Genomic DNA, 13,380 nt, shown 5'->3' on the forward strand with positions numbered 1-13,380 from the left:
CGTTCCGCTTTATCAAAATGTCCTAAATGAACTGCACCTGGACGATCTCATAGCCCCTGGCACCGCCAGGCGCATTGACCTCGATGGCGTCGCCGACTTCCTTGCCGATCAGCGCACGCGCGATCGGAGAGGAGATCGAAATGCGGCCGGACTTCACGTCGGCCTCCTGGTCGCCGACGATCTGGTAGGTCTTCTTTTCCTCGGTGTCCTCGTCGACCAGCACCACCGTGGCGCCAAACTTGACCTTGTCGCCGCTGAGCTTGGTGACGTCGATGACTTCGGCGCGCGCGATCAGGTCCTCGAGTTCGTTGACGCGGCCTTCATTGAGGCTCTGCGCCTCTTTCGCGGCATGATATTCGGCATTTTCGGACAAGTCGCCATGCGAGCGCGCTTCCGAGATCGCCTCGATGATGCGCGGCCGCTCTTCCTGCTGGCGCCAACGCAGTTCTTCCTTCAATGACGCGAACCCCTCGCCTGTCATCGGGACCTTGTTCATGATGCCTGACCTTTCCTGCCGCCACCCCCGCGTTCCGGGGAAAGCCTTGTCGATGGGTACAAAAAGAAAACGGTCCGGCAGCCTCGGGCTAACGGAACCGTTTCACCACAATTTCCCCTAATATAGCAATGTCAGCGGGTTTTTCACGCCCAAAAAATCGGTTTTGCAAAAATCATCCCCGCTTTCACCAAGAGGAGGCAGCCAATGAGGCTGGAGACAACAAAAAAGCGGCCGCGATCGCTCGCGGCCGCTTCGACAAGCCCTGGGAGCCTGATCAGCTCCGCATGAAATGCTCGATCTGCTCGGACAGCATGCCGTATTCGCGCGATCCCTTGCCGGTGCGCTTCTCGATTTCCATCAGCTGCTGCTGTGCGCCGGCGAGATCGCCGATCTGCAGGTGCGCCTCGCCGAGATATTCACGCACCAGCGTGTAATTCGGGTCGATGCGCAACGCTTCCTCGTAATAGCCGAGGCCGACGGTGACACGACCGGAATGGCGGTGCGAATAGCCGAGATAGTTGAGAATGCGCGGATCCTGCTTGTTGGCGGCGAGGCTGAGCACCGAGATCGCCTCGTCATAGCGCCCGGCCATAGCCAGCGCATGGCCCGCATCATAGATGCTGTCGTCGTCCAGCATGCCTTCCTGGGGTGCGACACACTTTTTCTTCTTCTTGTCCCATACCTCTCCCTTCTTGCACTGGGTGACAGTCTGGTCGCTGCCACCGCTACTGCCCGCCGCGAACACCGGGACAGCAAAGAACTGCAGCGCGACAAGGGCAGTCGCGGCCTGGATCAGCATTCTTTTATGCATCGAAGCCTCCTTGAGGGGTGAGAATGCAACACTAACGCCAAGCGGCCCGCGTTTCATCCCGGAAAAAAATTGGAGTGGAGAACATCAGGTGACGGATGCCGCAAATCCGCTATCATCCGGCAAACGACTGACGGAGATGGCCCGTGCAGCGGCGGCTTGAAAAGGACTGGGACCTTACGATCGGCCCCGACACCGTGCGCCTGTTCATCCTCAAGGCCAAGGCCCTGAGTGCCGCCGTCAACGAGGACTACGACGACGGCGCCGAACACGAGGTCGAGCTCGATGGCGAGGCGCATGCCAACCACCACCATGACGGCCTTGCCGAGGAAAGTTCGGAAAACCTCACCGAGGAAGAATTGCGCGAGCTGATCAACGACCTCAATGTCGATGAAGCCGCCGAGCTGATTGCACTCGCCTGGGTCGGGCGCGGCGACTACGACGCCTCGGAATGGTCGGACGCGGTGACCGCGGCACGCGAACGCGCCAACAAGCGCACTGCAAAATACCTGCTTGGCATGCCACTGCTCGCCGACTGGCTGGAGGAAGGCCTCGAAGCGATCGGCGCGTAACGCCGAAGTAACCGATTGTGATCGCCGCAAGCGCCCATCCAGGCAACTTCGGCATGCCGGCGCCGTTTCGGAACGATGGCAACGCTGAGCTTTTCCCGATTTTGCATCCTTGCGCTGCCTCTGGCGGCGGCGGCCCTGCTGGTGACGCCGGCCGACGCCAGGCATCGTCACAGGCATAACCAGCCGCAATCACCCAGGATGGCGCAGCCATTGACGCAGCACCTGGACCAGCCGCTTAGGCCGAGGGGCAAGCAGCGCCTGAGATCAAGGGGCAAGCATCCGCCAAAGACACAACAGGAAACGCCGGACGAGCGGACTTCCCCCGCCGATGTTCCGGTGCCCGAGCCGCGTCCCGCGGACGCTCAAAAAACCGACGCCGCAACGGGGCAAGAGCAAAAGACGGAAAGTCCAAAAGCCCCGGGCGCACCCAGCCAGCTCAATGAAGAAAAGGCTCGTCAGGCAAGGGAGGCACATCCCGAGCCGTCAGCCCCCGCACCTTCAGCCCGAGAGCCATCAGCCGAAACGGAAAGCGGGCCGGAGCCGCCACCCGAGGTGCCGATCCCGACACAAAGGCCCGACAATGCTGGACCTCAGGCTGAGCCGCCTGATGTAGCGCCGCAGCCGCCTGAAAAACCGGCGGATGCCGGCGACAGGAAGATGCTTCCCGACCCGCGCTCGGCCGAGCTGCCCGCGGACAGGATGCCTGCGGAGGAAGTCGCTTGCCGTGAGCGGCTGAAGGCGCTCGGCGTCGAATTCGAGGAGCACAAGGCTGAAAGCGATCCCGAGATCGGCTGCTCGATCCCCTATCCGATCGTCATCAAGACGCTCAACAAGTCGGTCGCCATCGGTCCCGGCACCGAGTTGAATTGCTCGATGGCCGAGGCGGCCGCCCGCTTCACTGCCGATGTTGTTCAGCCGGCAGCCAGGGCGGAGTTCGGCACGGAAGTGAAATCGATCAGCCAGGCCTCGGCCTTCGTCTGCCGGCCGCGCCACGGCACCAGGAAATTGTCGGAGCATGCCTTCGGCAACGCGCTCGACATCGCCAGCTTCACCTTGTCGGACGGCAGGAGAATCGAGATCGGCCCGTCACCGCCGGAGAAGGACGCCAAATTCCTCAACGCCGTGCGCAAGGCCGCCTGCGGGCCATTCAAGACGGTGCTCGGGCCAGGCGCCGACGCCGACCACGCCTTGCATGTCCATCTCGATCTCGAGCCACGCAAAAATGGCGGCACGTTCTGCCAATAGGCGCCGATAGGCGCACAGCCCGACGCGCCGCAATTCAGCCTCAGGAATGAACGCGGGCGCTGAGTTTTCCTTTACCCTTGATCGTTAAAATGCCGGATATCTGGGAACAGGGATTCCGCCGATGGCCGGAACATTCCGCGCCGCCGTAAGGGTTGCGCGCCGAGCAAAACCCGTAATCATGGTGGCCGCCAGTCTTGCGCTGGCCGCGGTCTCGGCCTGCAATACCGGCAGCGTGCTGTCATTGCAGCCGGCGGTCGATGTCGGCGCGCAAACGTCGGCGGTGCCGCAATATACGGGCATGCAACGGCTTGTCCCCTCCAATCCCTACATGACGCAGGCCGCCTATCCGCGCATGGATGAGCCGATGTCGCCGGTCGAGCAGATACCTGCCAGCGAAACCGATTGCCGCCGGCAGCTGAAACGCCTCGACGTTGCCTATACCGACCTGGCGCCGATCCACGAAGGTCAGTGCGGCATCGACTATCCGGTCAAGGTCACGTCCATTGGCAGCATCCAGATGAAGCCGGCCGCGACGCTGACCTGCGACATGGCCGCCACCTTCGCCGCCTGGACGAAGAACGAACTCGTTCCTTCCGCCCGCTGGCGCTATTTCTCCGGCGTCAGGACCATCCACCAGGGCTTCGAGCTATTCCTGCCGCAACATCGCCGGCGAAGGCGTGCTGTCCGAGCACGGCAAGGGCAATGCGCTGGACGTCATGAGCATCGAGCTCAACAATGGCGACGACATCGACGTGCGCAAGCCCGGCCTGTTTGCCTTCCGCACCCGAGGCTTCCTCAACAATGTGCGCGCCGACGGCTGCCAGTATTTCACCACCGTGCTCGGCCCCGGCTACAATTACGACCACCGCAACCATTTCCATTTCGACATCAAGAACCGCAAGAACGGCTATCGCGCCTGCCGGTAGTGCCTACCGCCCAAAAGTGCCCTCGGTTCTGGTGGAATGACATGCTCTGGCATTGGCGCTCGTACCCTCTGCCAGCGGCCGACGACTTCGCATAGAGTGACGCCGGAACGGTCGGGCGACGGCATATGAGCCAGCGGAGTATTCAGCGACGCATTGCGATCTGGATGGCGGCCTTTTTGGCCGCCTGGCTCGCGCTTGCCTATTTCGCTGCGCCGGAATTCTGGACATTCCGGGAGCGCGGCTTTCGCGACCAGCGCTTCGAGATGGTGACGCATACGCCGCAAGGCATTCCCGGCGACCCGATCAATGTAGGCCTTGTCGGCACCGAGAAGGAGGTGGTCCATGCCTTCGCCGTCGCCGGTTGGGACACCGCCGATGCCGTCACCCTGAGAACCGCCATCGATATCGGCGAAAGTGTCCTGTTTTCACGTCCCTATCCCGATGCGCCGATGAGCCGCCTCCTGTTCGAAGGCCGCGCCCAGGATCTCGCTTTCGAAAAGCCGGTCGGCAACAGTGCCGACCGACGCCACCACGTCCGTTTCTGGCGGACGGAAACGGTCGGCGACGACGGCCGTCCGCTCTGGTTGGGAGCCGCCAGCTTCGATCGCGGCGTCGGCCTGAGCCACGACACGGGTGCGATCACCCATCACATCGGTCCCGACATCGATGCCGAGCGCGACTTCCTGATCGGCGACCTGAACGCGGCCGATCTGCTGGCATCGACCAGCGACATGGCGGGCATCGGCGCCACCAGGACCGGCCGCAATGGCGGCGGAGACCCCTATTTCACCGACGGCAAGGCAATCATTGGCGTGCTGAAACAGCCACGGTGAGAGACTGCAGCCTCAGGCAGGGCGATCTCGAAATGGTCTTGCCGGACTGTCCGTTTGAAAACATCGTCGTGCACGACGTCTGGCCAGTGACGCGCGCGCTTGCGCCAAAAGTGCGGGTTGTCGTCGACGCTCTCGTCGAACACTTTTCGGCGCCGTCGAGGGACAATGCCTGAAAGACACGCGTCATATTCTAAAAATGACGACCCGCTATTTTCGAGCCCCCCGCCGTAATGCTATTGAGCCCTCATGCTATACGTTGAAATCGCTATCGTGGTCGTCCTCATCTGTGTGAACGGCCTTTTGTCGATGTCCGAACTCGCCATTGTCTCATCGCGCCCGGCACGGCTCAAGGCAATGATCGACCGCGGCGTCAACGGCGCCGGCCGGGCGCTGGATCTCGGTTCGAATCCAGGCAAGTTCCTGTCCTCGGTGCAGATCGGCATCACGCTGGTCGGCGTGCTCTCCGGCGCCTTCTCCGGCGCCACGCTCGGCGACCGTTTGTCCGTGTTCCTGGCCTCGGCCGGCATGCGCGAAAGCGTCGCCGACCCGCTCGGCGTCGGTATTGTCGTTGCCATCATCACCTATTTCTCGCTGATCGTCGGCGAACTGGTGCCGAAGCAGATCGCGCTGCGCGACCCGGAGCGGGTTGCCGCCCGCGCGGCCCCCGCGATGACCATTCTTGCCACGATATCGGCACCGCTGGTCTTCCTGCTCGACATTTCCGGCCGCGCCATATTGTGGCTGCTTGGCCAGCGCGGTGAAAGCGAGGAAAAGGTCACCGACGAGGAGATCAAGATGCTGGTCGCCGAGGCGGAGCATCACGGCACCATCGAATCCGACGAGCGGCGCATGATCGCCGGCGTCATGCGGCTTGGCGACCGCGCCGTGCGCGCGGTCATGACGCCGCGCACCGAGGTCGACTGGATCAATCTGCAGTCCGACGACACGACGATCCGCAAGCTGCTGATGGAAACCCAGCATTCGCGCCTGCCGGCGGGCGATGGCGGCGTCGACGTGATGGTCGGCGTCGTCCAGACGCGCGACGTGCTGGCCGCGATCCTTGCCGGCCGCACGCTCGACCCGCGCAAGCATGTGCGCGCCGCCCCCATCGTCTACGACCAGGCCGATGCGCTGGACGTGCTGCACAAGCTCAAGGAATCCGATGTGCCGATGGCGCTGGTGCATGACGAGTACGGCCATTTCGAAGGCATCGTCACGCCCGCCGATATTCTGGAAGCCATCACCGGCGTGTTTCGCGCCGACCTCGATGCCGGCGACGAGGAAAACGCCGTCAAGCGCGAGGACGGCTCATGGCTGCTGGCGGGCTATATGCAGGCCGACGAGATGGCCGAGATTCTGGGCTTCGACCTGCCCGAAAACCGCGACTACGAGACCGTGGCCGGTTATGTGCTGTCGCACATGCACCATCTGCCGGCGACCGGCGAATGCGTCGAGGCCCAAGGCTGGCGCTTCGAGGTGGTCGACCTCGACGGCCGCCGCATCGACAAGCTGATCGCCACCCGCCTGCCCGGTAGCCAACGCGAAGCGGTGCGGTGACCGCGAATGTCGACTCTTGATCCTGACACGTTGCCCGCGAGCCCCATTGAACGCCGCAATGGGTGAAAGCGGACGACGCGTCATCGCTCTCGGAAAAGCAAATTCGCGCGCCCCTTTGAAAAGCCGATCCGGCCATAGAAGGAAACGAGATCGTCGGGGCAGTACAGTTCGAAACTGCGCACCTGAGCCAAGGTCTCGTGCTCTACAATCCGATTGACGATAGCTTTTCCAAGCCCCCGGCCACGAAAATCGCAATGGACGATAACGTCGAAGATCATCGCCTTGAATGTGTAATCCGTCAGCACGCGTGCGAACGCGACCAATCGGTCATCATCCGAGCAAAGGCCGATCGCTAGATCGGAATGCTCCATCATCTTGATTACATCCTCAAACTCTCGCCCTGCGGTCCACCACTCCTTGCTGTAGAGATCATAGAGTTCGCGCTGGCGCTCACCTTCGAACGTTTCGATCCATCGGCCTTGCATATCGTCTCCCGCTTCTCGACCTCCCAATAGAGCAGGAGGAAAACTTGATGGGAAGGCATGTGGCGGCAGGCCAAGACGTTCGACAGCACGCGACTAATAAACGCTCAAACCGCGGCTTCGATCGGCTCGGCCAGCCTGGGGTTCGAGCGCGCGGCGATCAGGCAGCTTGCCACGATGAGGCCGGCTCCGGCCAGCGTGGTCCAGGTCACCGCCTCGTCGAAGAAGAACCACCCGAGCGCGATCGCCCAGATGAAGGCCGAGTATTCGGTTGGGATCAGATATTGCGCTTCGGCACGCGCATAGGCCCAGCTCATCAGGAACTGGCCGGCGAGCGACAGTGCCGTCACCCCGGCGAGCGGAAGCCAGAGATTGCCAGGCAGAGCAATGGCGAACCAAGGTGCCGCCAGGCCGAGCATGACCGCAACGCAAAGGTTCTGGAACAGCATGATCTCGATTGGCTTGGCCAGGAGCGCCTGTTGCCGCGCGAGGATCAGATTATAGGCATAGAACACCGTCGACACGAGCACCGCCGCCGTACCGAGCAGCGCATCACCGGCATAGGTTTTCTGCCCGAACTGGCCGGCCACGATGATCACGACACCCGCAATGCCGGCAAGCGAGGCCCATACCGCCTTGCGCTGTATCCTCTCGCCCAAAAGCAGTGCGGCCAGCAGGAGGGCGAACAGCGGCGCCACGAAACTGAGCCCGATCGCCTCCGCCAGCGGTAGCCTTGCAAGCCCCCAGAAGAAACACAGCAGGACTATGCCGACAATCAGCGCGCGCAGCGCATGCAGCCTCAGCACCGAGGCTACGGGAAGCGAGCGCGGCCCTGCCAGCCAGCCCGCGCCCGCGACCACGGTCGCCAGCATGCTGCGCCACAGCACTGTGTTGTAGACGCCGACCGCGATGACCAGCACCTTCATCCCCGCGTCCATGCCGGACAGCAGAAAGATGCCAAGCGCGCAAACGAGCACCGGGATCATGGGGGAAACGGTGCCGGCCAGGTTGGGTGATTTCACGCGGGTTTACTTGAGGTGTCGGATGCAAGCTGACATATCAGGGCAAACTGGCAGGGCCAGATGGCAGCCTCGCCCATGTGGCGGTCCAACGCTGTCGGTCCTGGGCATGATCCGAGTTTCGAACTTTTTTGCCGCGCCTGTCGATTTCTCCATCTCCCGTTCGTCGTATCATCGAACCAACCCAGCCAAGGAGAAGACCATGCGGTTCATGATGCTGATGATTCCCGCCGGCTACGCAGACGCGGCGCCCGACGTCATGCCCGACGCCGAAGCGGTGGAGGGAATGATGAGATACAATGAGGAGCTCAAGAAGGCCGGCGTATTGCTGGCGCTCGACGGGCTGCATCCGCCGTCATCGGGCGCTCGGGTGAGCTTCAAGGGCGGCAAGCCAGCCGTCACCGACGGGCCGTTCGCCGAGGTCAAGGAAGTGCTCGGTGGCTATTGGGTGATCGACGTGCGCTCGCGCGAGGAGGCCATCGAATGGGCTCGCCGTTGCCCCGCTGGAGAGAATGACGTGATCGAGGTCCGCCGCGTCTTTGAGATCAGTGAGTTCCCCGAGGACGTCCAGCAGGTGGTTGAAGGTTTCAACGCGTTGAAGAGTTGACGGCTACAGCCACCATCGAAGCGGCCACCATCGAAGCGGTTTGGCGGATCGAGCAGCCGAAGCTTGCCGCCAGGCTCGCCCGTTATCTCAGGGATATCGGACTGGCCGAGGAGATCGCGGGGGATGCCTTCCTGCTGGCGTTGGAGCGCTGGCCCCGGGACGGCATTCCGCGCAACCCGGCCGCCTGGCTGACCCGGGTCGCTGGGAATCGGGCGCTCGACCGGCTGCGCCGCACCACCATGATCGATGGCAAGCACCGCGAACTTGCCATCGACCTCGCCGGTCTGGAGCGCGAGATGCCCGATATCGAGGCCGCGCTCGACGCGGATATTGACGATGACCTTCTGCGGTTGATCTTCACCGCTTGTCATCCCGTGCTGCCGGCCGATCAGCGCGCGGCACTTGCCCTGCGGCTGCTGGGCGGGCTGTCCACGCCGGAGATCGCCCACGCCTTCCTGGTGCCCGAAGCCACCATCGCCCAGCGCATCGTGCGCGCCAAGCGGACCCTTCGCGATGCCGCAATCCCGTTCGAGACGCCACGCGGGCAGGAGCGCCGCGAACGCCTCGCCGCGGTGCTTGAGGTGGTCTATCTCACCTTCAACGAGGGCTATGTGGCGACCACGGGGCCGGACTGGCTGCGCGCCGATCTCTGCGGCGAAGCGCAGCGCCTCGGCCGTTCGCTGGCGGCGCTGATGCCTGATGAGCCGGAGGTGCAGGGGCTGGTCTCGCTGATGGACCTCAACGCCTCGCGCTTCCCCGCCCGCACCGGCAAAGCGGGCGAACCGATCCTGCTGCTCGACCAGGACCGCGCCCGATGGAACTGGTCGCTCATCCGGCGGGGTCTCGACGGCCTGAACCGGGCGTTGGCCCTGACGCCGACACCAGGCCCCTATCTCTTGCAGGCGATGATCGCCGCCTGCCATGCCCGCGCGGCAACCGCCGCCGACACCGACTGGATCGCGATATCAGCCTATTATCAGGCCCTGGCCTTGGCGGCCCCCTCGCCCATCGTCGAGATCAATCGCGCGGTGGCCGTCGGCATGGCGTTCGGACCCGCGCAGGGCCTCGCCATCGTCGAGACGCTGAAGGATGAGCCGCGGCTGAAGGACTCGTATCTCTTGCCGACGGTGCGCGGCGATCTCCTGGAGAAACTGGGATATCAGGCGGAAGCCCGCGCCGCGTTCCGCCAGGCCGCGGAACTGACCGGCAATGACAGGGAACGCGCGCTGCTGCTTACCCGCGCGGGCGACTAGCCCAAGTGCCTGCACTCGGCCGGTGCGGTTGTGAGTTTGACCTCAATGGGCGTCCGGCGGCGGCGCCTTCGGCGCGACATTGCGCAGGAACGGAACCAGCGCGGTCGCGATGACGAAGGCGACCATGATCACCAGGAACGCATCCGCGTAAGCCATGGTCGATGCCTCGCGGTAGGCCAGCGCCCAGAGTTGCTTCAGCGAAGCGGTGTGACCATCGGCGACCGCGCCGGGCAATTGGCTGTAGCGCAGCGCGACATTGTCGACGAGCCGCATCGCGGCCTCGTTCTGTGGCGTCAGATGCGAGGCGATCGTCAGGAAATGGAAGTTGGTGCGGTCGTTCAGGATCGCGCCGCAAATGGCGATACCGACGGCACCGCCGAGATTGCGCATCGTGTTGAACAGGCCGCTGGCATATTTCAGCCGTTCGGGCGGCAGGCTGCCGAGGCCGAGATTGACGCTCGGCGCCACCGCGAAGACCTGCGGGAAGCCGCGGAACAGTTGCGGGATCAGCAGTTCGGCCGCACCCCACTGGCTGGTGATGGCGCTGAAACTCCACATCGACGCGCCGAAGGAGGCCAGGCCGAACATCATCAGCCAGCGTGTGTCGAAGCGCTTGGCGAGAAAGATGTAGACGGGAACACCGATCATCGAAGCGACGCCGGTGGAAAACACCGCCACCCCGGTCTGGAATGCGTCGTAGCCGCGGACATAACCGAGGAACAGCGGCGTCAGATAGATCGTGGCGAAGATGCCGATGCCGGTGACGAAGGACAGGAAGCAACCAATGGCGAAATTGCGGTTGCCGAAGGCGCGGAAGTCGACCACCGGCTGCGCATAGGTCAAGCTGCGGATGATGAACAGAACCATGGTAACGCTGGCAACGATGGCGCCGTTGCGGATCGTTGCATCGTCGAACCAGTTCCAGCGCGTACCCTCCTCCAGAACGTACTCCGCCGTGCCGAGACTGACGGCCATCAGCACCATGCCGATATAGTCGGCGCCCTTCAGCAGCGACGGATCGGCTTTGTCGATCTTGACCAGCAACGCGACGAGCACGGTGATGATGGTGCCCGGAATGACATTGACATAGAACAGCCAGTGCCAGCTCAGCGTGTCGGTGATCCAGCCGCCGATGACGGGCCCGAGCGTCGGCGCGATCGAAGCGATGCTGCCGACCACCGCGGCCGCGTAGACCCGCCTCGGACCCTGGAAATAGTGGAACGACGAGGTGAAGACCGTCGGGATCATCGACGCGCCGAGCAGCCCTTGCAGCGCGCGGAACACGATCATGCTTTCGATGCTCCAGGCGAAGCCGCACAGCATGCTGGCCAACGTGAAGCCGGCCGCCGAGATGGTGAACAGCCAGCGTGTCGAGAACACCCGGGTGAGCCAGCCCGACAGCGGAATGACGATGATCTCCGCCACCAGATAGGAGGTCTGCACCCAGCCGATCTGATCCTGCGCCGCCGACAGGCCGCCGCCGATGTCCTGCAGCGAGGACGCGACGATCTGGATGTCGAGCAGCGCGATGAACATCCCCACGCACATCACCATGAACGGCAGGATGCTGGCGATGAAGGATTGTGGTTCGGCGCGCTCGGGCATGGCGTCCTCAGTGCGAGCCGGTATCGACCGTCACGACGGTGGATAGGCCCGGCCGCAGCGCGACCTTGTGCGCCTGATCCGGGTCGATGGTGATCCGGACGGGAACGCGCTGGACGATCTTGGTGAAATTGCCCGTCGCGTTCTGCGCCGGGATGACGCTGAAGATCGCTCCGGTCGCCGGTCCCAGGCTGGTAACATGCCCCTTGAGCGGCGCGTCGGGGGCAATGTCGGTATAGACCGTCGCCGCCTGGCCGTCGGCCATGCTGCGCAACTGGTCTTCCTTGAAATTGGCATCGACCCACAGACCCTTCTCCGGGACAATCGTCAGGAGATAGCTGCCCGGCGAGACATAGGTGCCGACCTGCGCCAGCCGGTTGCCGACGAGGCCGTCGATGGGCGAGCGGATCTGCGTGAAGCCGAGATCGAGTTCAGCCGTATCGAGATCGGCCTTGGCGGCCGCCACGGCAGCGGTCGCCTCCGCAATCTGCGTGTGGAGCACATCGAGCTGCTGTTTGGCGGCTGCAAGCCCGGCGCGCGAGGCGGCGACGGAAGCCTTGGCCTGGCCGTCGGCGGCGAGACTTCTCTGGGCGTCCTGCTGTGAGCCGGCCTTGGTGCTGGCCAGCACCGCATAGCGTTGAGCGTCCTGTGCGGTGAACGTAGCGGCGGCACTCTTGGCTTCGAGATCAGCCTGCGCTTGTTCGATCAGCGAATTCTGCAGCGAGACCTGGGCACGGAGATTGTCGAGCGCGGACTGCTGCTGCTGGACGGATGCCTGCGCACGCTCCACCGCTGCCTTGAAGGGCCGGTCGTCGATGCGGATGATGAGTTGGCCGGCGGCGACATGCTGGTTGTCCTCGACGAGGATCTGATCGATATGCCCGGCGACCCGTGGCGCCAGCGGCGTGACGTTACCGCCGACATAGGCATCGTCGGTCGACATGAGGAAACGGCCGGCCTGCCACCACTGAAAGCCATACCAGCCGGCGACGCCGATCACGATCGCGGCGCCCAGCATGACGAACGGCTTGCGCCGGTTCTTTGCAGGCGCGGGAATCTGGACGACCGACGGCTGCGCTGGCTGCAACTCGGCAGCGGAGAGAACCTTGTTCATTTGCCCAGCGCCTCTTCGCGGCTTTGATCAACCAAAGTGTTGTCGATGAGCGGCAGGCCGGAGCCCTCGCTGCTGAAGCGATAGCGCCGCCGCATGCGATCGGTGGCCTTGGGTGCCGTCGCCATGGTGAAGCCCTCGCTGTCGAGTTGCCTGCCGCTCTCGCGGTCGACCAGCACGGGCTCGGCCCAGCGCCCGTCGGCCTTGTCCACCACCACCAGGCTCGGGCCCTCGGGCGCGAGATGCTTGTTGCCCCAGGCGAGCAGGGAGAGCAGCACCGGACGGAAATCGCGCGCTTTTGCCGTCAGCAGATATTCATGGCGAAGCGGCCGCTCGCAGTAGGCGCGCTTTTCGAACAGCCCACGCTCGACCAGGCTGTTCAGACGGCGCGTCAAAATGTTGGGCGCGATCTCCAGGCTCTTTTGAAACTGATCGAAGCGCGTCAGCCCCTGGAACGCGTCCCTGAGCAACAGGATACTCCACCACTCGCCGACATCGTCGAGGCTGCGCGCGATGGGGCACGGGCGTGTTTCGAAGCTTGTTTTTGCAACCATGGCCGGAGTCTCTTTCAAGATGAAAGTGACTCCTAGCCAAGTTAGTTTCATTATGCAAGTCACTCAGGCGTGATCGGAACGAGGTGGCTTTCGTCGTTGGAGATCGTGGATGGAGATCCATCCGGCCCACAGGGTGAGACAGGGCCTAACGGTACACCGCTGGTCGCCCGCGAATGAGCTGGACGAGAAGCACCGCCTCGCCGACTGCATCATCCGGCCACGGCAGGCGCAGCACGCACAATTGGCTTGGATCGAATTGACCGGGCGGGTTGCGGACACTGGCTACTCATTGCAGACTGTCGATATCTACAGAAC

The 13,380-nt window shown here is 63.5% G+C and carries 14 protein-coding genes and 1 pseudogene; 8 read left to right on the forward strand and 7 right to left on the reverse strand.

Going from position 1 to position 13,380, the window contains the following annotated elements; translation table 11 throughout:
- Nucleotides 1–22: 22 nt before the first annotated feature.
- Both greA and AC1VON_RS30200 read right to left on the reverse strand, forming a co-directional pair.
- Nucleotides 23–496, reverse strand: coding sequence for a transcription elongation factor GreA (greA, locus tag AC1VON_RS30195; RefSeq protein WP_008877613.1), 474 nt, complete (start codon nucleotides 494–496; stop codon nucleotides 23–25).
- A 274-nt stretch (nucleotides 497–770) separates the two neighbouring features.
- The gene (locus AC1VON_RS30200) at nucleotides 771–1,307 is read right to left on the reverse strand and encodes a tetratricopeptide repeat protein (protein ID WP_483125884.1); all 537 of its coding nucleotides are present in this window, start codon (nucleotides 1,305–1,307) and stop codon (nucleotides 771–773) included.
- A 143-nt stretch (nucleotides 1,308–1,450) separates the two neighbouring features.
- Between AC1VON_RS30200 and AC1VON_RS30205 the strand changes: the two genes are divergently transcribed.
- The 6 genes and pseudogenes from AC1VON_RS30205 to AC1VON_RS30230 all read left to right on the forward strand — a co-directional run bounded on the left by AC1VON_RS30205 (nucleotide 1,451) and on the right by AC1VON_RS30230 (nucleotide 6,437).
- Nucleotides 1,451–1,876, forward strand: a complete 426-nt coding sequence (locus tag AC1VON_RS30205; protein ID WP_172349012.1) for a DUF3775 domain-containing protein — start codon at nucleotides 1,451–1,453, stop codon at nucleotides 1,874–1,876.
- Nucleotides 1,877–2,533: 657 nt separating this feature from the next.
- Nucleotides 2,534–3,121 (forward strand): extensin-like domain-containing protein, encoded by a 588-nt coding sequence (locus tag AC1VON_RS30210; protein ID WP_246740923.1) that lies wholly within the window; start codon nucleotides 2,534–2,536, stop codon nucleotides 3,119–3,121.
- A gap of 121 nt (nucleotides 3,122–3,242) precedes the next feature.
- Nucleotides 3,243–4,047, forward strand: a pseudogene (locus AC1VON_RS30215) (extensin-like domain-containing protein).
- A gap of 125 nt (nucleotides 4,048–4,172) precedes the next feature.
- Entirely contained in the window at nucleotides 4,173–4,880 is a 708-nt protein-coding gene (locus AC1VON_RS30220) for an LssY C-terminal domain-containing protein (RefSeq protein ID WP_172349010.1), read from the forward strand.
- Complete coding sequence (locus AC1VON_RS30225) at nucleotides 4,877–5,053, forward strand: hypothetical protein (protein WP_483125885.1); 177 nt, start codon at nucleotides 4,877–4,879, stop codon at nucleotides 5,051–5,053. Before AC1VON_RS30220 ends, AC1VON_RS30225 begins: the two co-directional genes overlap by 4 nt.
- Nucleotides 5,054–5,126: 73 nt before the next feature.
- Nucleotides 5,127–6,437 (forward strand): hemolysin family protein, encoded by a 1,311-nt coding sequence (locus AC1VON_RS30230; protein WP_172349009.1) that lies wholly within the window; start codon nucleotides 5,127–5,129, stop codon nucleotides 6,435–6,437.
- 80 nt (nucleotides 6,438–6,517) lie between these two features.
- Here the strand turns inward: AC1VON_RS30230 and AC1VON_RS30235 are convergent, their stop codons facing one another.
- Both AC1VON_RS30235 and AC1VON_RS30240 read right to left on the reverse strand, forming a co-directional pair.
- Complete coding sequence (locus AC1VON_RS30235) at nucleotides 6,518–6,922, reverse strand: GNAT family N-acetyltransferase (protein WP_172349008.1); 405 nt, start codon at nucleotides 6,920–6,922, stop codon at nucleotides 6,518–6,520.
- A gap of 104 nt (nucleotides 6,923–7,026) precedes the next feature.
- Nucleotides 7,027–7,905: a DMT family transporter gene (locus tag AC1VON_RS30240; RefSeq protein ID WP_483126396.1), complete on the reverse strand. Its 879-nt coding sequence runs from the start codon at nucleotides 7,903–7,905 to the stop codon at nucleotides 7,027–7,029.
- A gap of 235 nt (nucleotides 7,906–8,140) precedes the next feature.
- On the opposite strand from AC1VON_RS30240, the gene AC1VON_RS30245 reads away from it, so the two are divergent.
- Both AC1VON_RS30245 and AC1VON_RS30250 read left to right on the forward strand, forming a co-directional pair.
- On the forward strand, nucleotides 8,141–8,545 hold the full coding sequence (locus tag AC1VON_RS30245) for a YciI family protein (RefSeq protein ID WP_483125886.1): 405 nt from the start codon (nucleotides 8,141–8,143) through the stop codon (nucleotides 8,543–8,545).
- On the forward strand, nucleotides 8,542–9,798 hold the full coding sequence (locus tag AC1VON_RS30250; protein ID WP_483125887.1) for an RNA polymerase sigma factor: 1,257 nt from the start codon (nucleotides 8,542–8,544) through the stop codon (nucleotides 9,796–9,798). Before AC1VON_RS30245 ends, AC1VON_RS30250 begins: the two co-directional genes overlap by 4 nt.
- Nucleotides 9,799–9,840: 42 nt before the next feature.
- Here the strand turns inward: AC1VON_RS30250 and AC1VON_RS30255 are convergent, their stop codons facing one another.
- The 3 genes from AC1VON_RS30255 to AC1VON_RS30265 are packed head-to-tail and all read right to left on the reverse strand — an operon-like array spanning nucleotide 9,841 to nucleotide 13,065.
- A complete protein-coding gene (locus tag AC1VON_RS30255; RefSeq protein WP_172349006.1) occupies nucleotides 9,841–11,403 on the reverse strand; it encodes a DHA2 family efflux MFS transporter permease subunit in 1,563 nt (520 codons plus the stop codon).
- A 7-nt stretch (nucleotides 11,404–11,410) separates the two neighbouring features.
- Nucleotides 11,411–12,514 (reverse strand): HlyD family secretion protein, encoded by a 1,104-nt coding sequence (locus tag AC1VON_RS30260; protein WP_483125888.1) that lies wholly within the window; start codon nucleotides 12,512–12,514, stop codon nucleotides 11,411–11,413.
- Complete coding sequence (locus AC1VON_RS30265) at nucleotides 12,511–13,065, reverse strand: winged helix-turn-helix transcriptional regulator (RefSeq protein ID WP_172349004.1); 555 nt, start codon at nucleotides 13,063–13,065, stop codon at nucleotides 12,511–12,513. Before AC1VON_RS30265 ends, AC1VON_RS30260 begins: the two co-directional genes overlap by 4 nt.
- Nucleotides 13,066–13,380 lie beyond the last annotated feature (315 nt).

This window comes from Mesorhizobium sp. HAY1-8B (assembly GCF_056868045.1).

Bases quoted from the DNA above. Each gene is read 5' to 3' on its own strand.
- AC1VON_RS30210 (WP_246740923.1), top strand. From the start codon at position 2,534: ATGCTTCCCGACCCGCGCTCGGCCGAGCTGCCCGCGGACAGGATGCCT.
- AC1VON_RS30200 (WP_483125884.1), bottom strand. From the start codon at position 1,307: ATGCATAAAAGAATGCTGATCCAGGCCGCGACTGCCCTTGTCGCGCTG.
- AC1VON_RS30235 (WP_172349008.1), bottom strand. From the start codon at position 6,922: ATGCAAGGCCGATGGATCGAAACGTTCGAAGGTGAGCGCCAGCGCGAA.
- AC1VON_RS30255 (WP_172349006.1), bottom strand. From the start codon at position 11,403: ATGCCCGAGCGCGCCGAACCACAATCCTTCATCGCCAGCATCCTGCCG.
- AC1VON_RS30260 (WP_483125888.1), bottom strand. From the start codon at position 12,514: ATGAACAAGGTTCTCTCCGCTGCCGAGTTGCAGCCAGCGCAGCCGTCG.
- AC1VON_RS30240 (WP_483126396.1), bottom strand. From the start codon at position 7,905: ATGATCCCGGTGCTCGTTTGCGCGCTTGGCATCTTTCTGCTGTCCGGC.
- AC1VON_RS30245 (WP_483125886.1), top strand. From the start codon at position 8,141: ATGCGGTTCATGATGCTGATGATTCCCGCCGGCTACGCAGACGCGGCG.
- greA (WP_008877613.1), bottom strand. From the start codon at position 496: ATGAACAAGGTCCCGATGACAGGCGAGGGGTTCGCGTCATTGAAGGAA.
- AC1VON_RS30230 (WP_172349009.1), top strand. From the start codon at position 5,127: ATGCTATACGTTGAAATCGCTATCGTGGTCGTCCTCATCTGTGTGAAC.
- AC1VON_RS30220 (WP_172349010.1), top strand. From the start codon at position 4,173: ATGAGCCAGCGGAGTATTCAGCGACGCATTGCGATCTGGATGGCGGCC.
- AC1VON_RS30265 (WP_172349004.1), bottom strand. From the start codon at position 13,065: ATGGTTGCAAAAACAAGCTTCGAAACACGCCCGTGCCCCATCGCGCGC.